This is a genomic window from Jiella sonneratiae (genome assembly GCF_017353515.1).
Classification (GTDB): Bacteria; Pseudomonadota; Alphaproteobacteria; order Rhizobiales; family Rhizobiaceae; genus Jiella; species Jiella sonneratiae.
In genome coordinates, this window is sequence record NZ_JAFMPY010000004.1 from 333,839 (window position 1) to 351,555 (window position 17,717).

At 69.1% G+C, this 17,717-nt stretch carries 16 protein-coding genes; 14 read left to right on the forward strand and 2 right to left on the reverse strand.

What is annotated here, in order from left to right; all coding sequences use genetic code 11:
* The first annotated feature begins 34 nt into the window (after positions 1–34).
* Positions 35–799, forward strand: coding sequence for an SDR family NAD(P)-dependent oxidoreductase (locus J1C47_RS05595; RefSeq protein ID WP_207349725.1), 765 nt, complete (start codon positions 35–37; stop codon positions 797–799).
* Positions 800–850: 51 nt separating this feature from the next.
* Here J1C47_RS05595 and J1C47_RS05600 read toward each other — a convergent pair whose 3' ends face one another.
* Positions 851–1,351 (reverse strand): MarR family winged helix-turn-helix transcriptional regulator, encoded by a 501-nt coding sequence (locus tag J1C47_RS05600; protein ID WP_207349726.1) that lies wholly within the window; start codon positions 1,349–1,351, stop codon positions 851–853.
* A gap of 73 nt (positions 1,352–1,424) precedes the next feature.
* Here J1C47_RS05600 and J1C47_RS05605 point away from each other — a divergent pair, with 73 nt between their 5' ends.
* The 10 genes from J1C47_RS05605 (at position 1,425) to J1C47_RS05650 (ending at position 14,396) form a co-directional block, all read left to right on the forward strand.
* On the forward strand, positions 1,425–2,615 hold the full coding sequence (locus tag J1C47_RS05605) for an efflux RND transporter periplasmic adaptor subunit (protein ID WP_207349727.1): 1,191 nt from the start codon (positions 1,425–1,427) through the stop codon (positions 2,613–2,615).
* Positions 2,612–3,691, forward strand: a complete 1,080-nt coding sequence (locus J1C47_RS05610; protein ID WP_207349728.1) for an efflux RND transporter periplasmic adaptor subunit — start codon at positions 2,612–2,614, stop codon at positions 3,689–3,691. Before J1C47_RS05605 ends, J1C47_RS05610 begins: the two co-directional genes overlap by 4 nt.
* Entirely contained in the window at positions 3,688–6,861 is a 3,174-nt protein-coding gene (locus J1C47_RS05615) for an efflux RND transporter permease subunit (protein WP_207349729.1), read from the forward strand. Before J1C47_RS05610 ends, J1C47_RS05615 begins: the two co-directional genes overlap by 4 nt.
* 187 nt (positions 6,862–7,048) lie before the next feature.
* On the forward strand, positions 7,049–7,846 hold the full coding sequence (locus J1C47_RS05620; protein WP_207349730.1) for a FadR/GntR family transcriptional regulator: 798 nt from the start codon (positions 7,049–7,051) through the stop codon (positions 7,844–7,846).
* Positions 7,847–7,900: 54 nt separating this feature from the next.
* A complete protein-coding gene (gene chvE, locus J1C47_RS05625) occupies positions 7,901–8,974 on the forward strand; it encodes a multiple monosaccharide ABC transporter substrate-binding protein (protein ID WP_281065478.1) in 1,074 nt (357 codons plus the stop codon).
* Positions 8,975–9,135: 161 nt separating this feature from the next.
* A complete protein-coding gene (gene mmsA / locus J1C47_RS05630) occupies positions 9,136–10,668 on the forward strand; it encodes a multiple monosaccharide ABC transporter ATP-binding protein (RefSeq protein ID WP_207349731.1) in 1,533 nt (510 codons plus the stop codon).
* 11 nt (positions 10,669–10,679) lie between these two features.
* The gene (gene mmsB, locus J1C47_RS05635) at positions 10,680–11,897 is read left to right on the forward strand and encodes a multiple monosaccharide ABC transporter permease (protein WP_207349732.1); all 1,218 of its coding nucleotides are present in this window, start codon (positions 10,680–10,682) and stop codon (positions 11,895–11,897) included.
* 11 nt (positions 11,898–11,908) lie between these two features.
* On the forward strand, positions 11,909–12,853 hold the full coding sequence (locus tag J1C47_RS05640) for a Gfo/Idh/MocA family protein (protein ID WP_207349733.1): 945 nt from the start codon (positions 11,909–11,911) through the stop codon (positions 12,851–12,853).
* The gene (locus J1C47_RS05645) at positions 12,850–13,764 is read left to right on the forward strand and encodes a 2-dehydro-3-deoxygalactonokinase (protein WP_207349734.1); all 915 of its coding nucleotides are present in this window, start codon (positions 12,850–12,852) and stop codon (positions 13,762–13,764) included. The genes J1C47_RS05640 and J1C47_RS05645 overlap by 4 nt, the downstream gene beginning before the upstream one ends.
* Complete coding sequence (locus tag J1C47_RS05650) at positions 13,761–14,396, forward strand: 2-dehydro-3-deoxy-6-phosphogalactonate aldolase (RefSeq protein WP_207349735.1); 636 nt, start codon at positions 13,761–13,763, stop codon at positions 14,394–14,396. Before J1C47_RS05645 ends, J1C47_RS05650 begins: the two co-directional genes overlap by 4 nt.
* Before the next feature lie 49 nt (positions 14,397–14,445).
* On the opposite strand, the gene J1C47_RS05655 is transcribed toward J1C47_RS05650, so the two are convergent.
* Entirely contained in the window at positions 14,446–15,300 is an 855-nt protein-coding gene (locus tag J1C47_RS05655) for a D-amino-acid transaminase (RefSeq protein WP_207349736.1), read from the reverse strand.
* Between the two features lie 162 nt (positions 15,301–15,462).
* On the opposite strand from J1C47_RS05655, the gene J1C47_RS05660 reads away from it, so the two are divergent.
* From J1C47_RS05660 to J1C47_RS05670, 3 genes are all read left to right on the forward strand, one after another.
* Positions 15,463–16,155 (forward strand): hypothetical protein, encoded by a 693-nt coding sequence (locus J1C47_RS05660; RefSeq protein WP_207349737.1) that lies wholly within the window; start codon positions 15,463–15,465, stop codon positions 16,153–16,155.
* Between the two features lie 259 nt (positions 16,156–16,414).
* The gene (locus tag J1C47_RS05665; RefSeq protein ID WP_207349738.1) at positions 16,415–17,260 is read left to right on the forward strand and encodes an urease accessory protein UreD; all 846 of its coding nucleotides are present in this window, start codon (positions 16,415–16,417) and stop codon (positions 17,258–17,260) included.
* A 108-nt stretch (positions 17,261–17,368) separates the two neighbouring features.
* Positions 17,369–17,671, forward strand: coding sequence for an urease subunit gamma (locus J1C47_RS05670; protein WP_207349739.1), 303 nt, complete (start codon positions 17,369–17,371; stop codon positions 17,669–17,671).
* Positions 17,672–17,717: the final 46 nt, after the last annotated feature.

The window sequence follows — 17,717 nt, forward strand, 5'->3', positions numbered from 1 at the left end:
CAGCCCCGCCACCCGACGCCACGGAGTTCGATCGATGCCCGATTTCGCGACCTATCCGAGCCTTGCCGGCAAGAGCGTCGTCGTCACCGGCGGCGCCTCGGGCATCGGCGCCGAGATCGTGCGGGCCTTCGCGGCGCAGGGATCGAGGGTCGGTTTCGTCGATCTCGACGCGGACCGCGCGGCGGCGCTCGCCGCCGAACTGACGGCCGCTGGGGCGAGCGTCGCCTTCGAAGCCTGCGACCTTCGCGACGTCGATGCGACGCGGGTGGCGCTCGGGGCGCTCGGAGCCAGGAACGGCGCGCCGGCCGTCCTCGTCAACAACGCCGCCCGCGACGACCGGCACGGCTGGGAGGGAGTCACGCCCGACTATTTCGACGAGCGGATCGCCACCAACCTGCGGCACATGTTCTTCGCCATCCAGGCCGTCGCCCCGGGCATGATCGCCGCCGGCGGCGGCTCGATCGTCAACATGGGCTCGAACTCCTGGTGGGAGGCGGGCGGCGGCATGCCCGCCTACACCACCGCCAAGGCCGCGGTGCACGGCATGACGCGTTCCTTCGCCCGCGACCTCGGCCCGCACGGCATCAGGGTCAACACGGTGGTTCCCGGCTGGATCATGACCGAGCGCCAGAAGGAGCTCTGGGTCACCGAGGCGGCGATCGAGAAGCATCGCGACCGCCAGTGCCTGAAGCAGCTGATCGAGCCGGTCTACGTCGCGCGGATGGTGCTGTTCCTCGCCTCCGACGACGCGGCGATGTGCACCGCCAACAACTACATGGTCGAGGCCGGCTCGATCTGACCAAAAGGGCGGGCAGGGCGCCCGCCGGTGCTCCCACCCGCGCCGCGCGCGTCAGGCGCCGTCCCGCGGCGCCCGCGCCGGGCAGGGCGGTCCGCCCTCCGAAAGCGCGCGCAGGAAGCGCGTCGCACCGTCCGCCTCCTGCGGCGAGAGGCCGTCGAAGGCGCGGCGCAGACGCTCGCGCACCGCCTTGTGCTCGTCGAGCACGGCGCCGGCCTTCGCCGCCACCAGGACGACGATCACCCCCCGCCGGTCCGCCGGATTCGGCTGCCGCTCGATGAAGCCCTCGCGTTCCAGCCGGTCGATCAGCGCCGTCGTCGCCCCGGTCGACAGGTCGACATGCTCCGCGATGGTCTTCGGGCTCACCGGCGCCGTGCTCTCGTCGAGCAGGCCGAGGCACATCAGGTCGGTGAGCGCCAGCCCATGGCGCGCCGCCAGTTCGCGGTCGAACTGGACGGCCTCGCGCACGACGTTCTTGAAGAGCCGCGCGAACGATCGGTAGCGCTCTTCCGCAGTCGCCGGGTCCTGCCGGCCGGGTGTCGCTGCAGTGACCATTGACCCTCCATGGTCTGCTGGTATATCTCGATGATAAAGTAACTTGGTCAAGAAGCAACCGGAACACCGTTCGATGTCAGGCGAAAACCGGCCGAGCCGCGCGTCACGCCTCGCGACGGCGAGCGCGCTGCCGCTGTGTCTCATTCTCGCCAGCTGCAGCGACGAGGCGGCGCCCGCGGCGCCGCCGCAGATCGTCGCCTTCGTCACGGCCGAGCCGAAGGTCGTCAACCAGATGGTCTCGCTGACCGGGACGATCGTCGCGCGCAACACCGCGACCTATGCCTTCGAGACCGGCGGCCGGGTGACGGACGTCTTCGTCGACGTCGGCGACCGCGTCTCGGCGGGGGAGGTGCTCGCCAAGCTCGATCCGACCCAGCAGCAGGCCAGCGTCGCCGCGGCCAAGGCGGCGGTCGCGTCGGCCGAAGCGTCGCTGACCGAGGCGACGTCCGCCTTCGACCGGCAGAGCAAGCTGCTCGCCCAGGGTTTCACGACCCGCTCGGACTACGACAGCGCCGAACAGACCCTCGCCAGCGCCCGCAGCAAGCGCGACGCGGCGAAGTCCGATCTCGTGACGGCGAACAACGATCTCGACGACACCGTCCTGAAGGCCGATGCGAACGGCGTCATCACCTCGCGCAGCGTCGATCCCGGCCAGGTCGTCAGCGCCGCCTCGGCGGCCTTCGGCTTTGCCCGGGCCGGTGCGCTGGACGCCGAGTTCCGCATTCAGGAGCAGCTGCTGATCTCCGGCAAGCGGCCCGGCCAGATCCGCGTCGCGCTGGTCGAGGACCCGTCGGTCGTCGCGATCGGCCATATCCGCGAGATCTCCCCGCTGATCGACAGCAGCACCGGCACGGTCCTCGTCAAGGTCGGCCTCGACGATCCGCCGGAGGCGATGAATCTCGGCGCGGCGGTCGTCGGCTACAACGACAACGAAAGCGTCGAGAAGGCCATCGGCCTGCCCTGGACGTCGCTGGTCGTCAGCGGCGGCAAGCCCGCGGTCTGGGTGGTCGCCGAAGACGGCACGGCACGGCTGACGGAGATCGCCATCGCCGCCTATCGCACCGACGACATCCTGGTGGCGAAGGGCGTCGAGGCGGGCCAGCGCGTCGTCTCGGCCGGCGCGCAGCTGGTGCTGCCGAACCAGAAGCTCGAAATCGTCGCCGCAGGCGCGAAGGATGCGGCGGCCGGGGCGACCGGCGCCGGGGACGAGGCGCCCGCGGCCGGGGCCTCCGAAGGCGCGCCCGCGAAGGATACCGCACGATGATCGCCGGACGGCTTGTCGCCCTCGTCGCGGCGGCGTTGTTTCTCTCGGGCTGCAGCCAGTCCGAGGAAGACGAGGGGGCGCCGCCGCCGCGCCCGGTGCTGACGACGACGCTGGCGGAGACCGATCCGCAGGTCCTCGGCTATTCGGGCACGGTCGAGCCGCGCTTCGAGACCCAGCTCGCCTTCCGCGTGCTCGGCCGGATCGTCTCGCGGTCTGCCGACGTCGGCGACATCGTCAAGGCCGGCGAGCCCGTCGCGGAAATCGACGCCGAGACGCTGAATGCCGATCTGAGATCGGCCGAGGCGGCGGTCGACAGCGCCGAGGTCCAGGCCCGCAACGCCCGCGCCGCCTTTGCCCGGACCGAGCGGCTGTTTTCCGAAAAGACGGTGGCGCAGTCCGCCGTCGACACGGCGCGGCAGACGCAAAGTTCGGCCGAGGCGGATCTGGTCAGCGCCAAGGCCCAGCTGGCGAAGGCCGAGGACGCGCTCTCCTATGCGGTGCTGAAGGCGCCCTTCGACGGGGTGATCACCCAGCGCCAGGCCGATGTCGGCCAGGTGGTGGCGGCCGGCACGGCGGTCATGACGCTGGCGCGCACCGACCAGCGGGAGGCGGTGATCGACGTGCCGCTGGAGGAAAGCCGCGACGTCTCCGTCGGTACGCCGTTCAAGGTGGTGCTGCAGGTGGCCCCCGCGACGGGGACCGACGGCAAGGTGCGCGAGATCGCCCCGCGCGCCGACACCGTGACCCGCACCATCCGCATCCGCATCACCCTTGAGGATCCGCCGGCGGCCTTCCGCCTCGGCTCGCTGATCACCGCCATTCCCGCCGGCAGGATGGGCAGGCCGACCATCCTGCTGCCGCAGACCGCCATCCTCGACGAGGACGGCAAGACCAGGGTCTGGGTCGTCGACCGCAAGGCCGGGACCGTCCACAAGCGGGAGGTCGCGGTCGAGAAGGACGGCAGCCGGACGATCCTCGTCTCCGGCGCCGAGCCCGGCGAGGTGATCGTGACCGCCGGTGTCCACAGTCTGAAGGAGGGACAGAAGGTGTCGCTGTCCGAAGGGCTCTCGCTGTGACGTCGTTCAACCTCTCGGACTGGGCGCTGCACCACCGCTCGATGATCTGGTTCTTCATGCTGATGGCCTGCGTCGCCGGGCTGTTCTCCTATGTCAATCTGGGGCGCGAGGAGGATCCGAACTTCACCATCAAGACGATGGTCGTCGCCGCCTCGATGCCGGGGGCGACCGTCCAGGAGATGACCCGGCAGGTCACCGACCGGATCGAGAAGAAGCTCCAGGAACTCGACAGCCTCGACTACACGCGCTCGATCACCACGCCCGGCAACACCGTCGTCTACGTCAATCTGCTTCCGACGACGCCGGCGCCCTCCGTCCCGACCGTCTGGACCAAGGTCCGGGACAAGATGTCCGACATCCGGGGCGACATGCCCTCGGCCTTCCAGGGCTTTTCCTTCAACGACGAATTCGGCGACGTCTACGGCAACATCTACGCCTTCACCGCGGACGGCATCAGCCGGCGGCAGTTGCGCGACTATGTCGAGGCGGTCCGCACCCAGGTCCTGCAGATTCCGGACGCCGGCAAGGTCGAACTCGTCGGCGAGCAGGACGAGGCGATCTATCTGGAATTCTCGCTGCGCCGGATCGCCGCCCTCGGCCTCGACCAGAACGCCGTCATCAGCACGCTGGAGGCGCAGAACGCCATCGCCCCGTCCGGCGTCATCGAATCGGGGCCGGAGCGGATCTTCGTGCGGGTGTCCGGCCGCTTCACCTCCGAGGACAGCCTCAGACAGGTCAATCTGAGGGTCAACGACCGCTTCTTCCGCCTCTCCGACGTCGCCACCATCTCGCGCGGCTACACCGACCCGCCCGACACGCTGTTCCGCTTCGACGGCGAGCCGGCGATCGGCCTTGCCATCGGCATGCGCACGGGCGGCAACATCCTCGACTTCGGCGAGGCGGTGAAGCGGAAGATGGCCACCATCGTCGGCGAGCTGCCGGTCGGCGTCGGCGTCCACCGCGTCGCGGACCAGTCCGCGGTCGTCGAGGAGTCGGTCGGCGGCTTCACCCAGGCGTTGTTCGAGGCCGTGGTCATCGTGCTCGTCGTCAGCTTCGTCAGCCTGGGCTTTCGCGCGGGATTCGTCGTCACCCTGTCGATCCCGCTGGTGCTCGCGCTGACCTTCATCGGCATGGAGATCACCGGCGTCGAACTGCAGCGCATCTCGCTGGGCGCGCTGATCATCGCCCTCGGCCTTTTGGTCGACGACGCGATGATCGCCATCGAGACGATGGTCTCGCGGCTGGAGATGGGCGAGACCCGCGAAAGGGCGGCGAGCTTCGCCTGGACGTCGATCGCCTTTCCGATGCTGTCCGGCACGCTCGTCACCGTCGCCGGCTTTCTTCCGATCGGCTTCAACAATTCCAACGCCGGCGAATACACCTTCTCGCTGTTCATCGTGATCGCGACGTCGCTGCTCCTGTCGTGGATCGTCGCGGTGCTGTTCACGCCGCTGATCGGCGTCCTGATCCTGCCGAAGACGATGAAGCGGCACGACGAGCGGCCGGGCCTCGTGCGCCGGGGCTTTTCGGCCATGCTGCGCGGTGCGATGCGGTTCCGCTGGCTCACCATCCTCGTCACCGTCGCGCTGTTCGCCGGGTCGATCTACGGCATGCAGTTCGTCCAGCAGCAGTTCTTCCCGACTTCCGACCGGCCGGAACTGATCGTCGACTTCACGCTGCGCCACGACGCGTCGATGTACGACACCAAGGCGGCGATGGACGAATTCGAGGCGAGCCTTGCGGGCAATCCCGACATCGACCACTGGAGCTCCTATGTCGGGCGGTCGGCGGAGCGCTTCATCCTCGCCTACGACGTCCAGCCGCAGAACCCGTTCTTCGGCCAGGTGGTCATCGTCCCGAAGGACATCGAGGCGCGCGAGCGCGTCAAGGCGAAGGCCAAGGCCTTCGCCCGCAAGAACCTCGTCGGCACGGACGTCTTCATCAAGTATCTGGAGCTCGGGCCGCCGGTCGGGCGCCCCGTGCAATACCGGATCGGCGGCCCCGACCCGCAGGTCGTGCGCGACGAGGCCCGCCAGCTCGCCGGGATCCTCGCCGCGGATCCGCGCCTGACCTCGATCGTCCGCGACTGGAGCGAGCCCGCCCGCGTCCTCAAGGTCGACATCCTGCAGGACAAGGCGCGCGCCCTCGGCATCACCTCGCAGGAGATCGCCAACAGCCTCAATTCGCTGCTCGACGGCACCACCATCACCAGCGTGATGGACAACATCTATCTGGTGCCGATCATCGCCAGAGGCGCCAGCAGCGACCGGCAGTCGATCGAAGCGATCGAGAACCTGCAGCTCACCGATTCGAACGGCAACGCCATCCCGCTCGCCAGCCTCGTCAACTTCGACTACACCTTTGAGGATCCGATCTTCTATACCCGCAACCGCGTGCCGACGATCACCGTCAGCGCCGCCATCGTCGGCCCGACCCAGCCCGCGACGATCGTCTCAAACCTGTCGGCGAAGATCGCGGACTTCAGGAACAAGCTGCCGGCGGACTACGCGGTCGAGATCGGCGGCGCGGTGGAATCGAGCGCCGAGAGCCAGGGGCCGATCGCCGCGGTGGTGCCGGTGATGCTGATCGCCATGCTGACTTTGATCATGATCCAGATGCAGAGCTTCCGGGCGCTGTTCGTGGTGCTCTGCGCGGCGCCGCTCGGCCTGATCGGCGTCGTCGCGGCGCTGGTGCCCTCCGGGGCGCCGCTCGGCTTCGTCGCGATCCTCGGCGTGCTCGCCCTCGTCGGCATCCTGATCCGCAACTCGATCATCCTCGTCCACCAGATCGACGTCCTGCGCGAGGAGGGGATGCATCCCTGGATCGCCGTCTTCGAAGCGAGCAGCATGCGCGCCCGGCCGATCCTTCTGACCGCGGCGGCGGCCTCGCTGGCGCTCATCCCGATCGCCCGCGAGGTGTTCTGGGGGCCGATGGCCTATGCCATGATGGGCGGCATCATCGCCGGCACGCTGATCACGCTGCTGTTCATCCCGGCGCTCTATCTCGCGGTATTCCGTGTCCGCCGGCCGCCGGAGGGCGACCTGCCGCAGCCAGACGACATGCCGGAGAAGCTCGGCGGCGGCGACGGCCGCGACGGCCGCGACGGCGGCCGCGGCGGGTCGGCGGATGCCCCGGCGGCGGGAAGCAGCGGCCAGCCGGCACCGGCCTGAGACGTCGCCGGCGGGGCGGAGAGCGCCGCGCCGGCGGCATGCGGACCCCCGCGACGCACTCTTCGTCCGCCCGGCAATCGTCGCCAATGATACGACCTTCGTCGCAGGGATGGGCCGGCGGGGCTTGCGTCACCGGAATTTCCGAGGCAATGGTATGATCATTGCGGATGGGAGGTCCGGCAGCTTCATGGGCAACGAGCGTCTGACGATCGACGGCGAGCGGTCGAACCGCACCGTCACGCTCGCCGCCGAGTTCGGCCGCATGATCACCGCCGGGCATCTCCTGTCGGGCGAGACCCTGCCGATCGAGAAGGACATCCAGACGAGCCGCGGCGTGTCGCGCACGGTGGTGCGCGAAGCGATGCGCCATCTGGCTGCCAAGGGGCTGGTCAGCGTCGGGCCGAAGGTCGGGACCAGGGTGCGGCCGCGCACCGAGTGGAACATGCTCGACGCCGACGTCATGGCCTGGCACCTGACGGCGCCGGTCCGCCGGCCCTTCATCGAGGCCCTCTACGAGATGCGGCTGATCAACGAGCCGGCGGCCGCGCGGCTCGCCTCGCGGCGCATCGACACTCAGAAGGCCGGGCGGCTGACCGCGGCGCTTTCGGGCATGCGCGACAATCCGCGCGGCTCGCCGGAGCTCATCGCCGCCGATCTCGACTTCCACCGCATCGTGCTCGAGGCGACGGGCAACCCGCTGCTGATCTCGCTCGGCGCGCTCATCGAGCGCAGCCTCTCGGTCTCCTTCTCGCTCTCCTGGCGGCAGAACCCCCAGGACGAGACGGTGCGCCAGCACGAGCGGGTGATGCAGGCGATCCTTGCCGGCGACGGCGAGGCCGCGGAACTGTTCATGCGGCGCCTCATCGAGAGCGCCTTCGACGACGTCATTCATGCCCTCTACGCCAATGGCGAGGGGGAGGCGCGGTCCGGCGAGCTGCCGGACGGCCGGAGAGCGGTCGAGCCGCGCCAGACCGGCGTGGCTTGACGAGGGAAGGGCGCCCGAGGCGTCCGAGAAAACGGTCAGGGAGGTGACGTGACCATGAAGATGAACAAGATGCTGGCCGGGCTGGCCGCAGCCGCCATGGTGCTGGCGGTGCCGTTCGGGGCCAGCGCCCAGGACAAGGGGACCATCGGCATCGCGATGCCCACCAAGTCCTCGGCCCGCTGGATCGCCGACGGCGACAACATGGTGAAGCAGTTCAAGGCGGCGGGTTACGACACCAACCTGCAATATGCCGAGGACGACATTCCGAACCAGGTCAACCAGGTGGAGAACATGATCACCACCGGCGTGAAGGCGCTGGTGATCGCCGCGATCGACGGCACCACCCTGTCGAACACGCTCGCCAACGCCGCCGCGGCTGGCATTCCGGTCATCGCCTACGACCGGCTGATCCGCGACACCGAGAACGTCGACTACTATGCGACCTTCGACAACTTCCAGGTCGGCGTCCTGCAGGGCCAGTCCCTCGTCGACGGCCTGAAGGAGCGCTTCCCGGACGAGAAGAGCTGGAACGTCGAGCTGTTCGGCGGATCGCCCGACGACAACAACGCCTACTTCTTCTACGACGGCGCGATGAGCGTGCTGCAGCCGCTGATCGACGAGGGCAAGATCGTCATCCCGTCGGGCCAGACGGGCATGGACAAGGTGGGCACGCTGCGCTGGGACGGCTCGGTCGCCCAGGCCCGCATGGACAACCTCCTGTCGGCCAACTACACCGGCGACAAGAAGGTCAACGGCGTCCTGTCGCCCTATGACGGCCTTTCCATCGGCATCATCTCGTCGGTGAAGGGCGTCGGCTACGGTTCCGGCGACCTGAAGATGCCGATCATCACCGGCCAGGACGCCGAGGTCCCCTCGGTCAAGGCGATCCTGCGCGGCGACCAGTATTCGACGATCTTCAAGGACACCCGCGAACTCGCCAAGGTCACCGTCCAGATGGTCGATGCCGTCCTGACCGACGGCAAGCCGGAAGTGAACGACGAGAAGACCTACAACAACGGCGTCAAGGTCGTGCCGTCCTACCTGTTGAAGCCGGTGCTCGTCACCAAGGACAACTGGGAGAAGATCCTGGTCAACTCGGGCTACTACAAGGCAGATCAGATCAAGTGAGGTGCGCGGCCGGGGCACGCAGCTCCGGCCGATCCGACCGGGCGGTGCGCGGGCGACATCCCGGCGCACCGCCGCTGCCGCCCGATTCTCTCGGCCGGCAAAAGCGACAACCGGCACCTCCGCCGCCGCCCGGCGGCCCGGAGGCTTCGAGACAGTCCGCCATGGCCACCATCCTTGAAATGCAGGGCATCACCAAGACCTTTCCGGGGGTGGTAGCGCTCGACAACGTCAGCCTGAGGGTCGAGGAGGGCGAGATCCACGCCCTCGTCGGCGAGAACGGCGCCGGCAAGTCGACGCTGATGAAGGTGCTCTCCGGGGTCTATCCGCACGGCTCCTACGACGGGGTCATCGAATTCAGGGGCGAGGAATGCCGGTTCTCCGGCATCGCCGACTCCGAAAAGCGCGGCATCATCATCATCCACCAGGAGCTGGCGCTGGTGCCGCTGCTCTCGATCGCCGAGAACATCTTCCTCGGCAACGAGCGGGCCAGCGGCGGCGTCATCGACTGGCACGAGACCTTCGCCCGCACCCGCGAGCTCCTCGCCAAGGTGGGCCTGAGAGAATCGCCCCAGACCCGCGTCACCGATCTCGGCCTCGGCAAGCAGCAGCTGGTCGAGATCGCCAAGGCGCTGTCGAAGGAGGTCAAGCTCCTGATCCTCGACGAGCCGACCTCGAGCCTCAACGAGACCGATTCCGAGGCGCTGCTGCAGCTCCTCCTCGAATTCAAGGCGGCGGGCATCTCGTCGATCCTGATCTCCCACAAGCTGAACGAGATCTCCAAGGTCGCCGACACCATCACCGTCCTGCGCGACGGATCGGCGGTCTCGACCCTCGATGCCGACGGCGGCAAGGTCAGCGAGGCGGACATCATCCGCGACATGGTCGGCCGCAGCCTCAACGACCGCTATCCGCCGCGCGCGCCGAAGATCGGCGGGACGATCTTCGAGGTGAAGAACTGGACGGCCCACCATCCGCAGCATTCCGACCGCAAGGTGGTGGACGACGTCAGCTTCCACGCCCGCGCCGGCGAGGTGGTCGGCATCGCCGGGCTGATGGGCGCCGGGCGCACCGAGCTCGCCATGAGCGTCTTCGGCCGATCCTACGGCGTCGACATCTCCGGCGAGGTGTGGATGCACGGCAAGCCCGTCGACGTCTCGACCGTCCACCGGGCGATCGCGGCCGGCATCTGCTACGCCACCGAGGACCGCAAGTCCTACGGTCTCGTCCTCGACGACACCATCCGCCGCAACATCCCGCTCGCCCATCTCTCCGGCATCTCCAACGGCATCGTCATCGACGAGAACCGCGAGCTCGCCGTGGCGCGGGACTACCGCGAGCGCATCCGCATCAAATGCTCCTCGACCGCCCAGGAGGTCGTCAACCTTTCCGGCGGCAACCAGCAGAAGGTGGTGCTGGCCAAGTGGCTGTTCGCGGGGCCGGAGGTGCTGATCCTCGACGAGCCGACCCGGGGCATCGACGTCGGGGCGAAATACGAGATCTATTCGATCATCGCCGAGCTCGCCGCGAGCGGCAAGGCGATCGTCGTCATCTCTTCGGAAATGCCGGAGCTCCTCGGCGTCACCGACCGGCTCTACGTGATGAACGAGGGCCGCTTCGTCGGTGAGATGCCGACGGCGGAGGCGTCGCAGGAAAAGATCATGTCGCTGATCATCCGCTCCGGCCACAGGAACTGAGGAAACGGGAAATGTCGCAAGAGGCTCTTCATCAGCCGGGCGTCGCGAAGCCGGGGATCGGCCAGGCCGCCGCAGCGTCGGGCAGCTTCATCCGCAAGCACCTGCGGGAATACGGCATCCTTCTGGCGCTGATCGTCATCATGGCGTTCTTCCAGATCGTCACCAACGGCATCCTCTTGAAGCCGATCAACCTCACCAACCTGATCCTGCAGAATTCCTACGTGATCATCATGGCGCTGGGGATGCTCTTGGTCATCGTCTCCGGCCACATCGACCTGTCGGTCGGCTCGGTGCTCGGCTTCGTCGGGGCGCTCGCCGCGGTGATGATCGTCCAGTGGGACATGAACTACATCCTCGCCGGGGTGATCTGCCTCGCCGTCGGGGCGGTGATCGGCGCGATCCAGGGCTACTGGATCGCCTATTGGAAGATCCCGTCCTTCATCGTGACGCTGGCCGGCATGCTGGTCTTCAAGGGCCTGTCCCTGTGGGTTCTCGCCGGCCAGTCGGTCGGCCCGTTCCCGCGCGGCTTCCAGCTGATCGCCTCGGGCTTCCTGCCGGACGTCTTCGGCATCAAGGGCTTCAACCTACTGTCGATGCTGCTCGGCGTGGCGGTGGTGGCGGTGGTGCTGTTCTTCGGCATGCGCTCGCGCTTCCGCAACCGCGCCAGCGGCCATGACGACGAGCCGGCGATCTTCTTCTTCGGCCGCAACTTCATCCTCGCCGCGGCGATCGTCTACATCACCTGGGCGCTCTCGACCTTCCGGGGCTTTCCGAACGTCCTCGTGGTGATGGCGCTCTTGATCGCCGTCTATTCCTTCATCACCACCCGCACGACCATCGGCCGGCGCATCTACGCCGTCGGCGGCAACGAGAAGGCGACGCGGCTCTCGGGCATCAACACTGAGCGGCTGGTGTTCCTCACCTTCGCCAATATGGGCATGCTGGCGGCGTTGGCCGGCCTGGTCTTCGCCGCCCGGCTCAACACCGCGACGCCGAAGGCCGGTCTCGGCTTCGAGCTCGACGTCATCGCGGCGGTGTTCATCGGCGGCGCCTCGATGGCCGGCGGCGTCGGCACGATCGTCGGCGCGGTGATCGGCGCATTCATCATGGGCGTGATGAACAACGGCATGTCGATCCTCGGCATCGGCATCGACTACCAGCAGGTGATCAAGGGCCTCGTCCTGCTCGTCGCCGTCATCTTCGACGTCTACAACAAGAACCGGGCGTGAGACCCGCATCCATGGCACCCGTGAAGCTCGGCCTCGTCGGCATCGGCAAGATCGCCCGCGACCAGCATCTGCCCTCGCTTTCCCGCTCGGCAGACTTCGACCTCGTCGCCGCGGCGAGCCGCAATGCCGGGGTCGATGGCATCGCCAATTTCGCCTCGACCGAAGCGATGCTGGAGGCGATGCCGGAGGTCGAGGCGGTGTCGCTGTGCATGCCGCCGCAGGCGCGCCACCGCGCGGCGGCACAGGCGCTGGCCATGGGTCGGCACGTGATGCTGGAAAAGCCGCCGGGCGCCACCTTATCCGAGGTCGAGCACCTCGCCGGCCTCGCCGCTGCAAACGGCGTCTCGCTCTATGCCAGCTGGCATTCGCGCGAGGCGCCGGGCGTCGAGCCGGCGCGCGACTGGCTGAAGGCCCGGCGTGTCCGGAAGGTCACCGTCACCTGGAAGGAGGACGTCCGCCACTGGCATCCCGGCCAGGACTGGATCTTCGAGGCCGGCGGCCTCGGCGTCTTCGATCCGGGCATCAACGCCCTCTCGATCGTCACGAAGATCCTGCCCTTCCCGATCTGGCTCAGCGGCGCGGACCTCACTTTTCCGGAAAACCGGCAGGCGCCGATCGCCGCCGATCTCTCCTTCGCCGGGCCGAACGGCGAGGCGGTCGAGGCGGCCTTCGACTTCCGCCAGACCGGGCCGCAGACCTGGGACATCGACGTCGAGACCGACCGGGGGACGCTGAAGCTCTCGATGGGCGGCGCCAGGCTCTTCGTCGACGGGGCAGCACGCGACCTGCCGCCCGAGGCGGAATATGACGGGCTCTACGCCCGCTTCGCCGCGCTGATCGCGGCGGGCGAATCGGAGGTCGATCTCGCGCCGCTCCGCCACGTCGCCGACGCCTTCTTGCTCGGCAGGCGGCAGGTCGCCGAGCCGTTCCTCTTCGATCCGGCGGCAGCACCGTGAGCGTCTTCGCAGCGCTGGCCGACTGGGGCACGTCGAGCTTCCGCCTCTGGCTGGTCGATGCCGAGGGGCAGATCCTCGCCGCGCGCCGCAGCGCCGACGGCATGGCGGCGGCGCGCGAGGCCGACGGCGGTTTTGCCGGCGTGCTAGAGCGCCATCTCGCCGCCCTGAACGCGCCGGTGGGAGTTTCCGTCGTCGCCTGCGGCATGGTCGGGGCGAAACAGGGCTGGGTCGAGGCGCCCTATGTCGCGACGCCGGCCGATCCCGCCAGCCTTGCGAGCGGCGCGATCAGGGTGCCGGGGGGCGAACGCGCGGTCCACGTCCTGCCCGGCGTCTGCCAGCGCGGCGAGGGCGTCTTCGACGTGATGCGCGGCGAGGAGACCCAGATCCTCGGCCTCGAAGCCGGCGAAGGGCGCGAACTCGTCTGCCTGCCGGGCACCCATTCGAAATGGGTGGCCGTCGAGGACGGCCGGCTGGACCGCTTCGCGACTTTCCTCACCGGCGACCTCTTCTCCGCGATCGCCGCCGGCACGATCCTGAAGCATTCGGTCGTGCCGGGCGATGCGCAATTCGACGAGGCTGCCTTCGCCTCCGCCGTCTGCGCGGCCTTCGAGCGGCCGGCCGAGTTGTCGGCAAGCCTCTTCGCCATTCGAGCGGCGGGCCTCCTGTCGCCCGATGACGCCCCGCACCCGGCCTCGGTCCTCTCCGGACTCCTGATCGGCCTGGAACTTGCCGGCGCCGCCAGCCGCTTCGGGCCGTTCGCGGGACCGCCGATCCGTCTGGTCGCCGCCGGGGGCCTCGCCGCGCGCTACCGGGCGGCGTTCCGTGCGCTGGCGATTTCGGCTATCGAGGCCGACGGCGAGGCGGCGGTGCGCCGCGGCCTCTTCGCCGCTGCAAGGAAGATCCTGACATGAACCGTGCAACCCCCTGGCCGAAGCTGAAGCGCGACCTCGTCGCGATCCTGCGCGGCCTTACCCCCGACGCCGCCGAAGCCGTGGTCTCGGGCCTCATCGAGGCGGGCTTCGAGGCGATCGAGATCCCGCTGAATTCGCCGGAGCCGTTCCGGTCGATCGCCAAGGCCTCGCTGCTCGCGCCGGACGGCGTCCTGATCGGCGCGGGCACCGTGCTCGACGTCGCGGCGGTCGACCGGCTTGCGGATGTCGGCGGCCAGCTTCTCGTCAGCCCGAACGTCGATGCCGCGGTGCTGACCCGCGCCGCCGAGCAGGGGCTGGTGACGATGCCCGGCGTCTTCACCGCGACCGAAGCGCTGGCGGCCGCGCGTCTCGGCGCCTCGGCGCTGAAGTTCTTTCCGGCGAGCGTCCTCGGCCCGTCCGGCATCAAGGCGATCCGCGCGGTGCTGCCGCCGGATCTGCCGGTCGGCGCGGTGGGCGGCGTCTCGGAACAGGACTTCGCCGCCTATGCCGCGGCGGGCGTGCGCCATTTCGGTCTCGGCTCCTCGCTCTTCCAGCCGGGCGACGACGCGGAGACGGTCCGGGCGCGGGCGGTGCGGGCGGTTGCGGCCTACGACGCCGTGTTCGCAGAGTGATCGAGGTGCCGGGGCGCGCCGGCGCGCCGGCATCCCCCCTCGACCGGCGTCAGATCGCCGACTTCCGGGCTTCCTCGATGTAGATCGCCCGCAGCAGCCGCGCGGTTTCGCCCGGCGTGCCGTCGCCGATCCGCTGCCCGTCGATCTCGACCACCGGCAGGACGAAGCTCGACGCCGAGGTGATGAAGGCCTCGCGCGCCGAGAGCGCCTCCTCGACCGAGAAGGGCCGCTCGTCGATCGCCATGCCGGCCACGCCGGCGAGCCTCAGGACGGCCGTGCGGGTGATGCCGGGAAGGATCGCCGGCGACAGCGGCCGGGTGACCAGCGTGCCGTCGCCGGGCACGATGTAGGCGTTGTTGGAAGACCCTTCGGTGACGAAGCCGTCCTTGACCAGCCAGGCGTCGTCGGCGCCCCGCCGCTTCGCCTCGGTCTTCGCCATGGACGGATAGAGAAGCTGCACGGTCTTGATGTCGCAGCGCTGCCAGCGAAGGTCGGGCAGGGTGACGACGCGAAGCCCGCTCGTCGCCGCCGGCTTCTCGACGAGGCTCGACGCCTGGGTGAAGAGGACGAGCGAGGGGCGGGTGTCCTCCGGCGGAAACAGGAAGTCGCGATCGGCGGCGCCGCGCGTCACCTGCATGTAGACCGCGCCCTCGACGAGGCCGTTCCGCGCGACGAGTTCCCGGTGGATCGCGAGGAGTTCCGCCTCGCCTGCCGGCTGCGGCATGGCGAGTTCGCCGAGCGAGCGGCGCAGCCGCGCCATGTGGCCGGAAAAGTCGACCAGCCTGCCGTCGAGGACGCTCACCACCTCGTAGACCGCATCGGCGAAGAGGAAGCCGCGGTCGAAGATCGAGACCCGTCCCTGATCTTCGGGACAGAACACGCCGTTCACATAGACCGTCCGCATCGCGCCTTGCCTTGTTCCGTGAGGTCTTCCCGGCGATTTACACCGACGAGCCGGCTAAGCGCCATCAGGCTCGATGAAGAATCCAGTTTTACGAAAGCTTCAGCAAGCCCGGCGCACCATGGGCGGGATCGATCGCAGCCCATCGGAAAGCAAGAAGCCGCCATGGCCGACCAGTCATTCGAGCAGATACTCGACGGTGTCGCCGCCCGGCACGAGGACAAGGGCTGGCGCTCGGCCGTCGGCCGCGCCTCGTCCGGCCTGATGGCCCTCGTCGGCATGCGGCGCGGCCCGAAGATCGCCGGGACCGCCGCCGGGAGCGAGGCGGCGCGCGCCGCCTATGAGGAAGATCTCGAGGCGGAGGACTTCTCCGACTTCGACGAGCCGGCCGCGCCCCGCAGCGCGCCATCGCCGTCCGGGCCGCGTGCCGCGTCTGCGCCGCCGCAAAGGCCGGCGGGCGCGGAGGCGGCATCCGGCGGGCCGAAGAAGCCGGAATCCCGCGGCTCCGGCGAGACGCCGCGCCGCGCCGAGCCGCCGCGATCCGACACCCCGCGCGACAGCCGGCGGGGCTTTGCCACCGACGTCGAGGCCGCCTACGGCAAGAGTGCCGCTGCGGAAGAGGCGCCGCCGCCGGCCGGGGCGCCGAGCACCGACCCGCGCGACGTCGCCAAGGAGCTGAACATCCTGACCGCGTCGAGCGTCAAGGATCTGCTTGACGCGCGGCGCAGCTTTGCCCGCGCCAACCATCCGGACCGTGTCGCGATCCTCTATCGCCCGCAGGCGACGGTCCGCATGCAGATCGCCAACCGCCTCGTCGACGACGCCATCGCGAGGATGAGCGGCCAGGGCCGGCGGTAGCCTCGGCGCGTCGCCGATGGCGCTTGCCTTCACGCGATCGACAGGCCGACATCCACCCGCCTTTGCCTGCCGCCGAAAAATGCCGCAGAGTTGGCCGGCCGCCGGCTCCGCGCGGGCTCCTGCATGAGCGAGAGCGGGATGAGCTTCGCCCGTCATCCTGGTCGAATTTGTTTTGTGTGCATGATCCTTTCCGAAAACCGGTTCCCACTTTTCGGGATCACGCTCGAGCGGCGCAGCGTTGGCACGGAGTGCGATCACGATGGATGGTGACAGGCCCTTGCGTCCGGCCGAACCGAACGACGTGGCCCTGCCGCCGCTGCAGCGCGCCAGGGGCCGGCTCTCCCTGACGGTCAAGGCCGCCGACGGCCGCACGCGGCTCGACGACCTCCATCAGGCGGGCTGCCTGAAGCTGCGCTTTCCGAAGCTGCCGGGGACGACGACGGAAGCCGTGCTGATCAATACCTCCGGCGGGCTGACCGGTGGCGACCGCCTCGACCAGAGCTTCACGGTCTCGGCGGGGGCCCGCCTCGCCGTGACCACGCAGGCCTGCGAGCGGATCTACCGTGCACGTTCCGGCCGGGCCGAGGTCGCGACGCGGCTGCGGGTCGAAGCCGGCGGTTTCCTCGGCTTCCTGCCCCAGGAGACGATCCTCTTCGACGAAGGCGCGCTGTCGCGCCGGCTCGAGCTCGATGCCGACGAGGATTCCGGTTTCGTCGTCTGCGAGAGCGTCATCCTCGGCCGCGAGATGATGGGCGAGACGGTGCAGCGCGGCCTCTTTCGGGAAAGCTGGCGCATCCGCGTCGGCGGCCGTCTCGTCTTCGCCGAGGAGACGCGGCTCGACGGGCGGATCGCCGAAGACGCGGCCGCGCCGGCCGCGCTCGCCGGCAACCGGGCCTTCGCGACGCTTGTCGCCCGCCTCGACCGACCGGAGACGGTGCTCGCCTCCCTGCGCGGCATCGTCGGCGACCGCGGCGGGGCGAGCCTCGTCGACGGTCTCGTCGTCGCCCGCATCGTCGCGCCCTCCGGCTTCCTGCTGCGCCGCAGCCTCGTCCCGGCCCTGGCGCTGCTCTCGCAAAGCGCGGTGCCGCGGATCTGGTCGTTCTGAGACCGGCGAGAGCCGGCTTCGGCGCGGCCGATGCCGGCTTTTGGCATTGCTGGCCGGTCCGCCGAACCACTATCATGGGCGCGACCACAGACCGAGAGGGACACATCCATGCAGCTGACGCCCCGCGAGAAGGACAAGCTCCTCATTTCCATGGCGGCCGTCGTCGCGCGGCGGCGGCTCGAACGCGGCGTCAAGCTCAACCACCCCGAGGCGATCGCGCTGATCACAGACTTCGTCGTCGAGGGGGCGCGCGACGGCCGGAGCGTCGCCGACCTGATGCAGGCGGGCGCCAAGGTGATCACCCGCGATCAGGTGATGGAGGGCGTCGCCGAGATGATCCACGACGTCCAGGTCGAGGCGACGTTTCCGGACGGCACCAAGCTGGTGACGGTGCATGAGCCGATCCGCTGAGGCAGGTTGCGGAGGTATGGCCGCGCCGATGCCGGAAGCCCCGCAG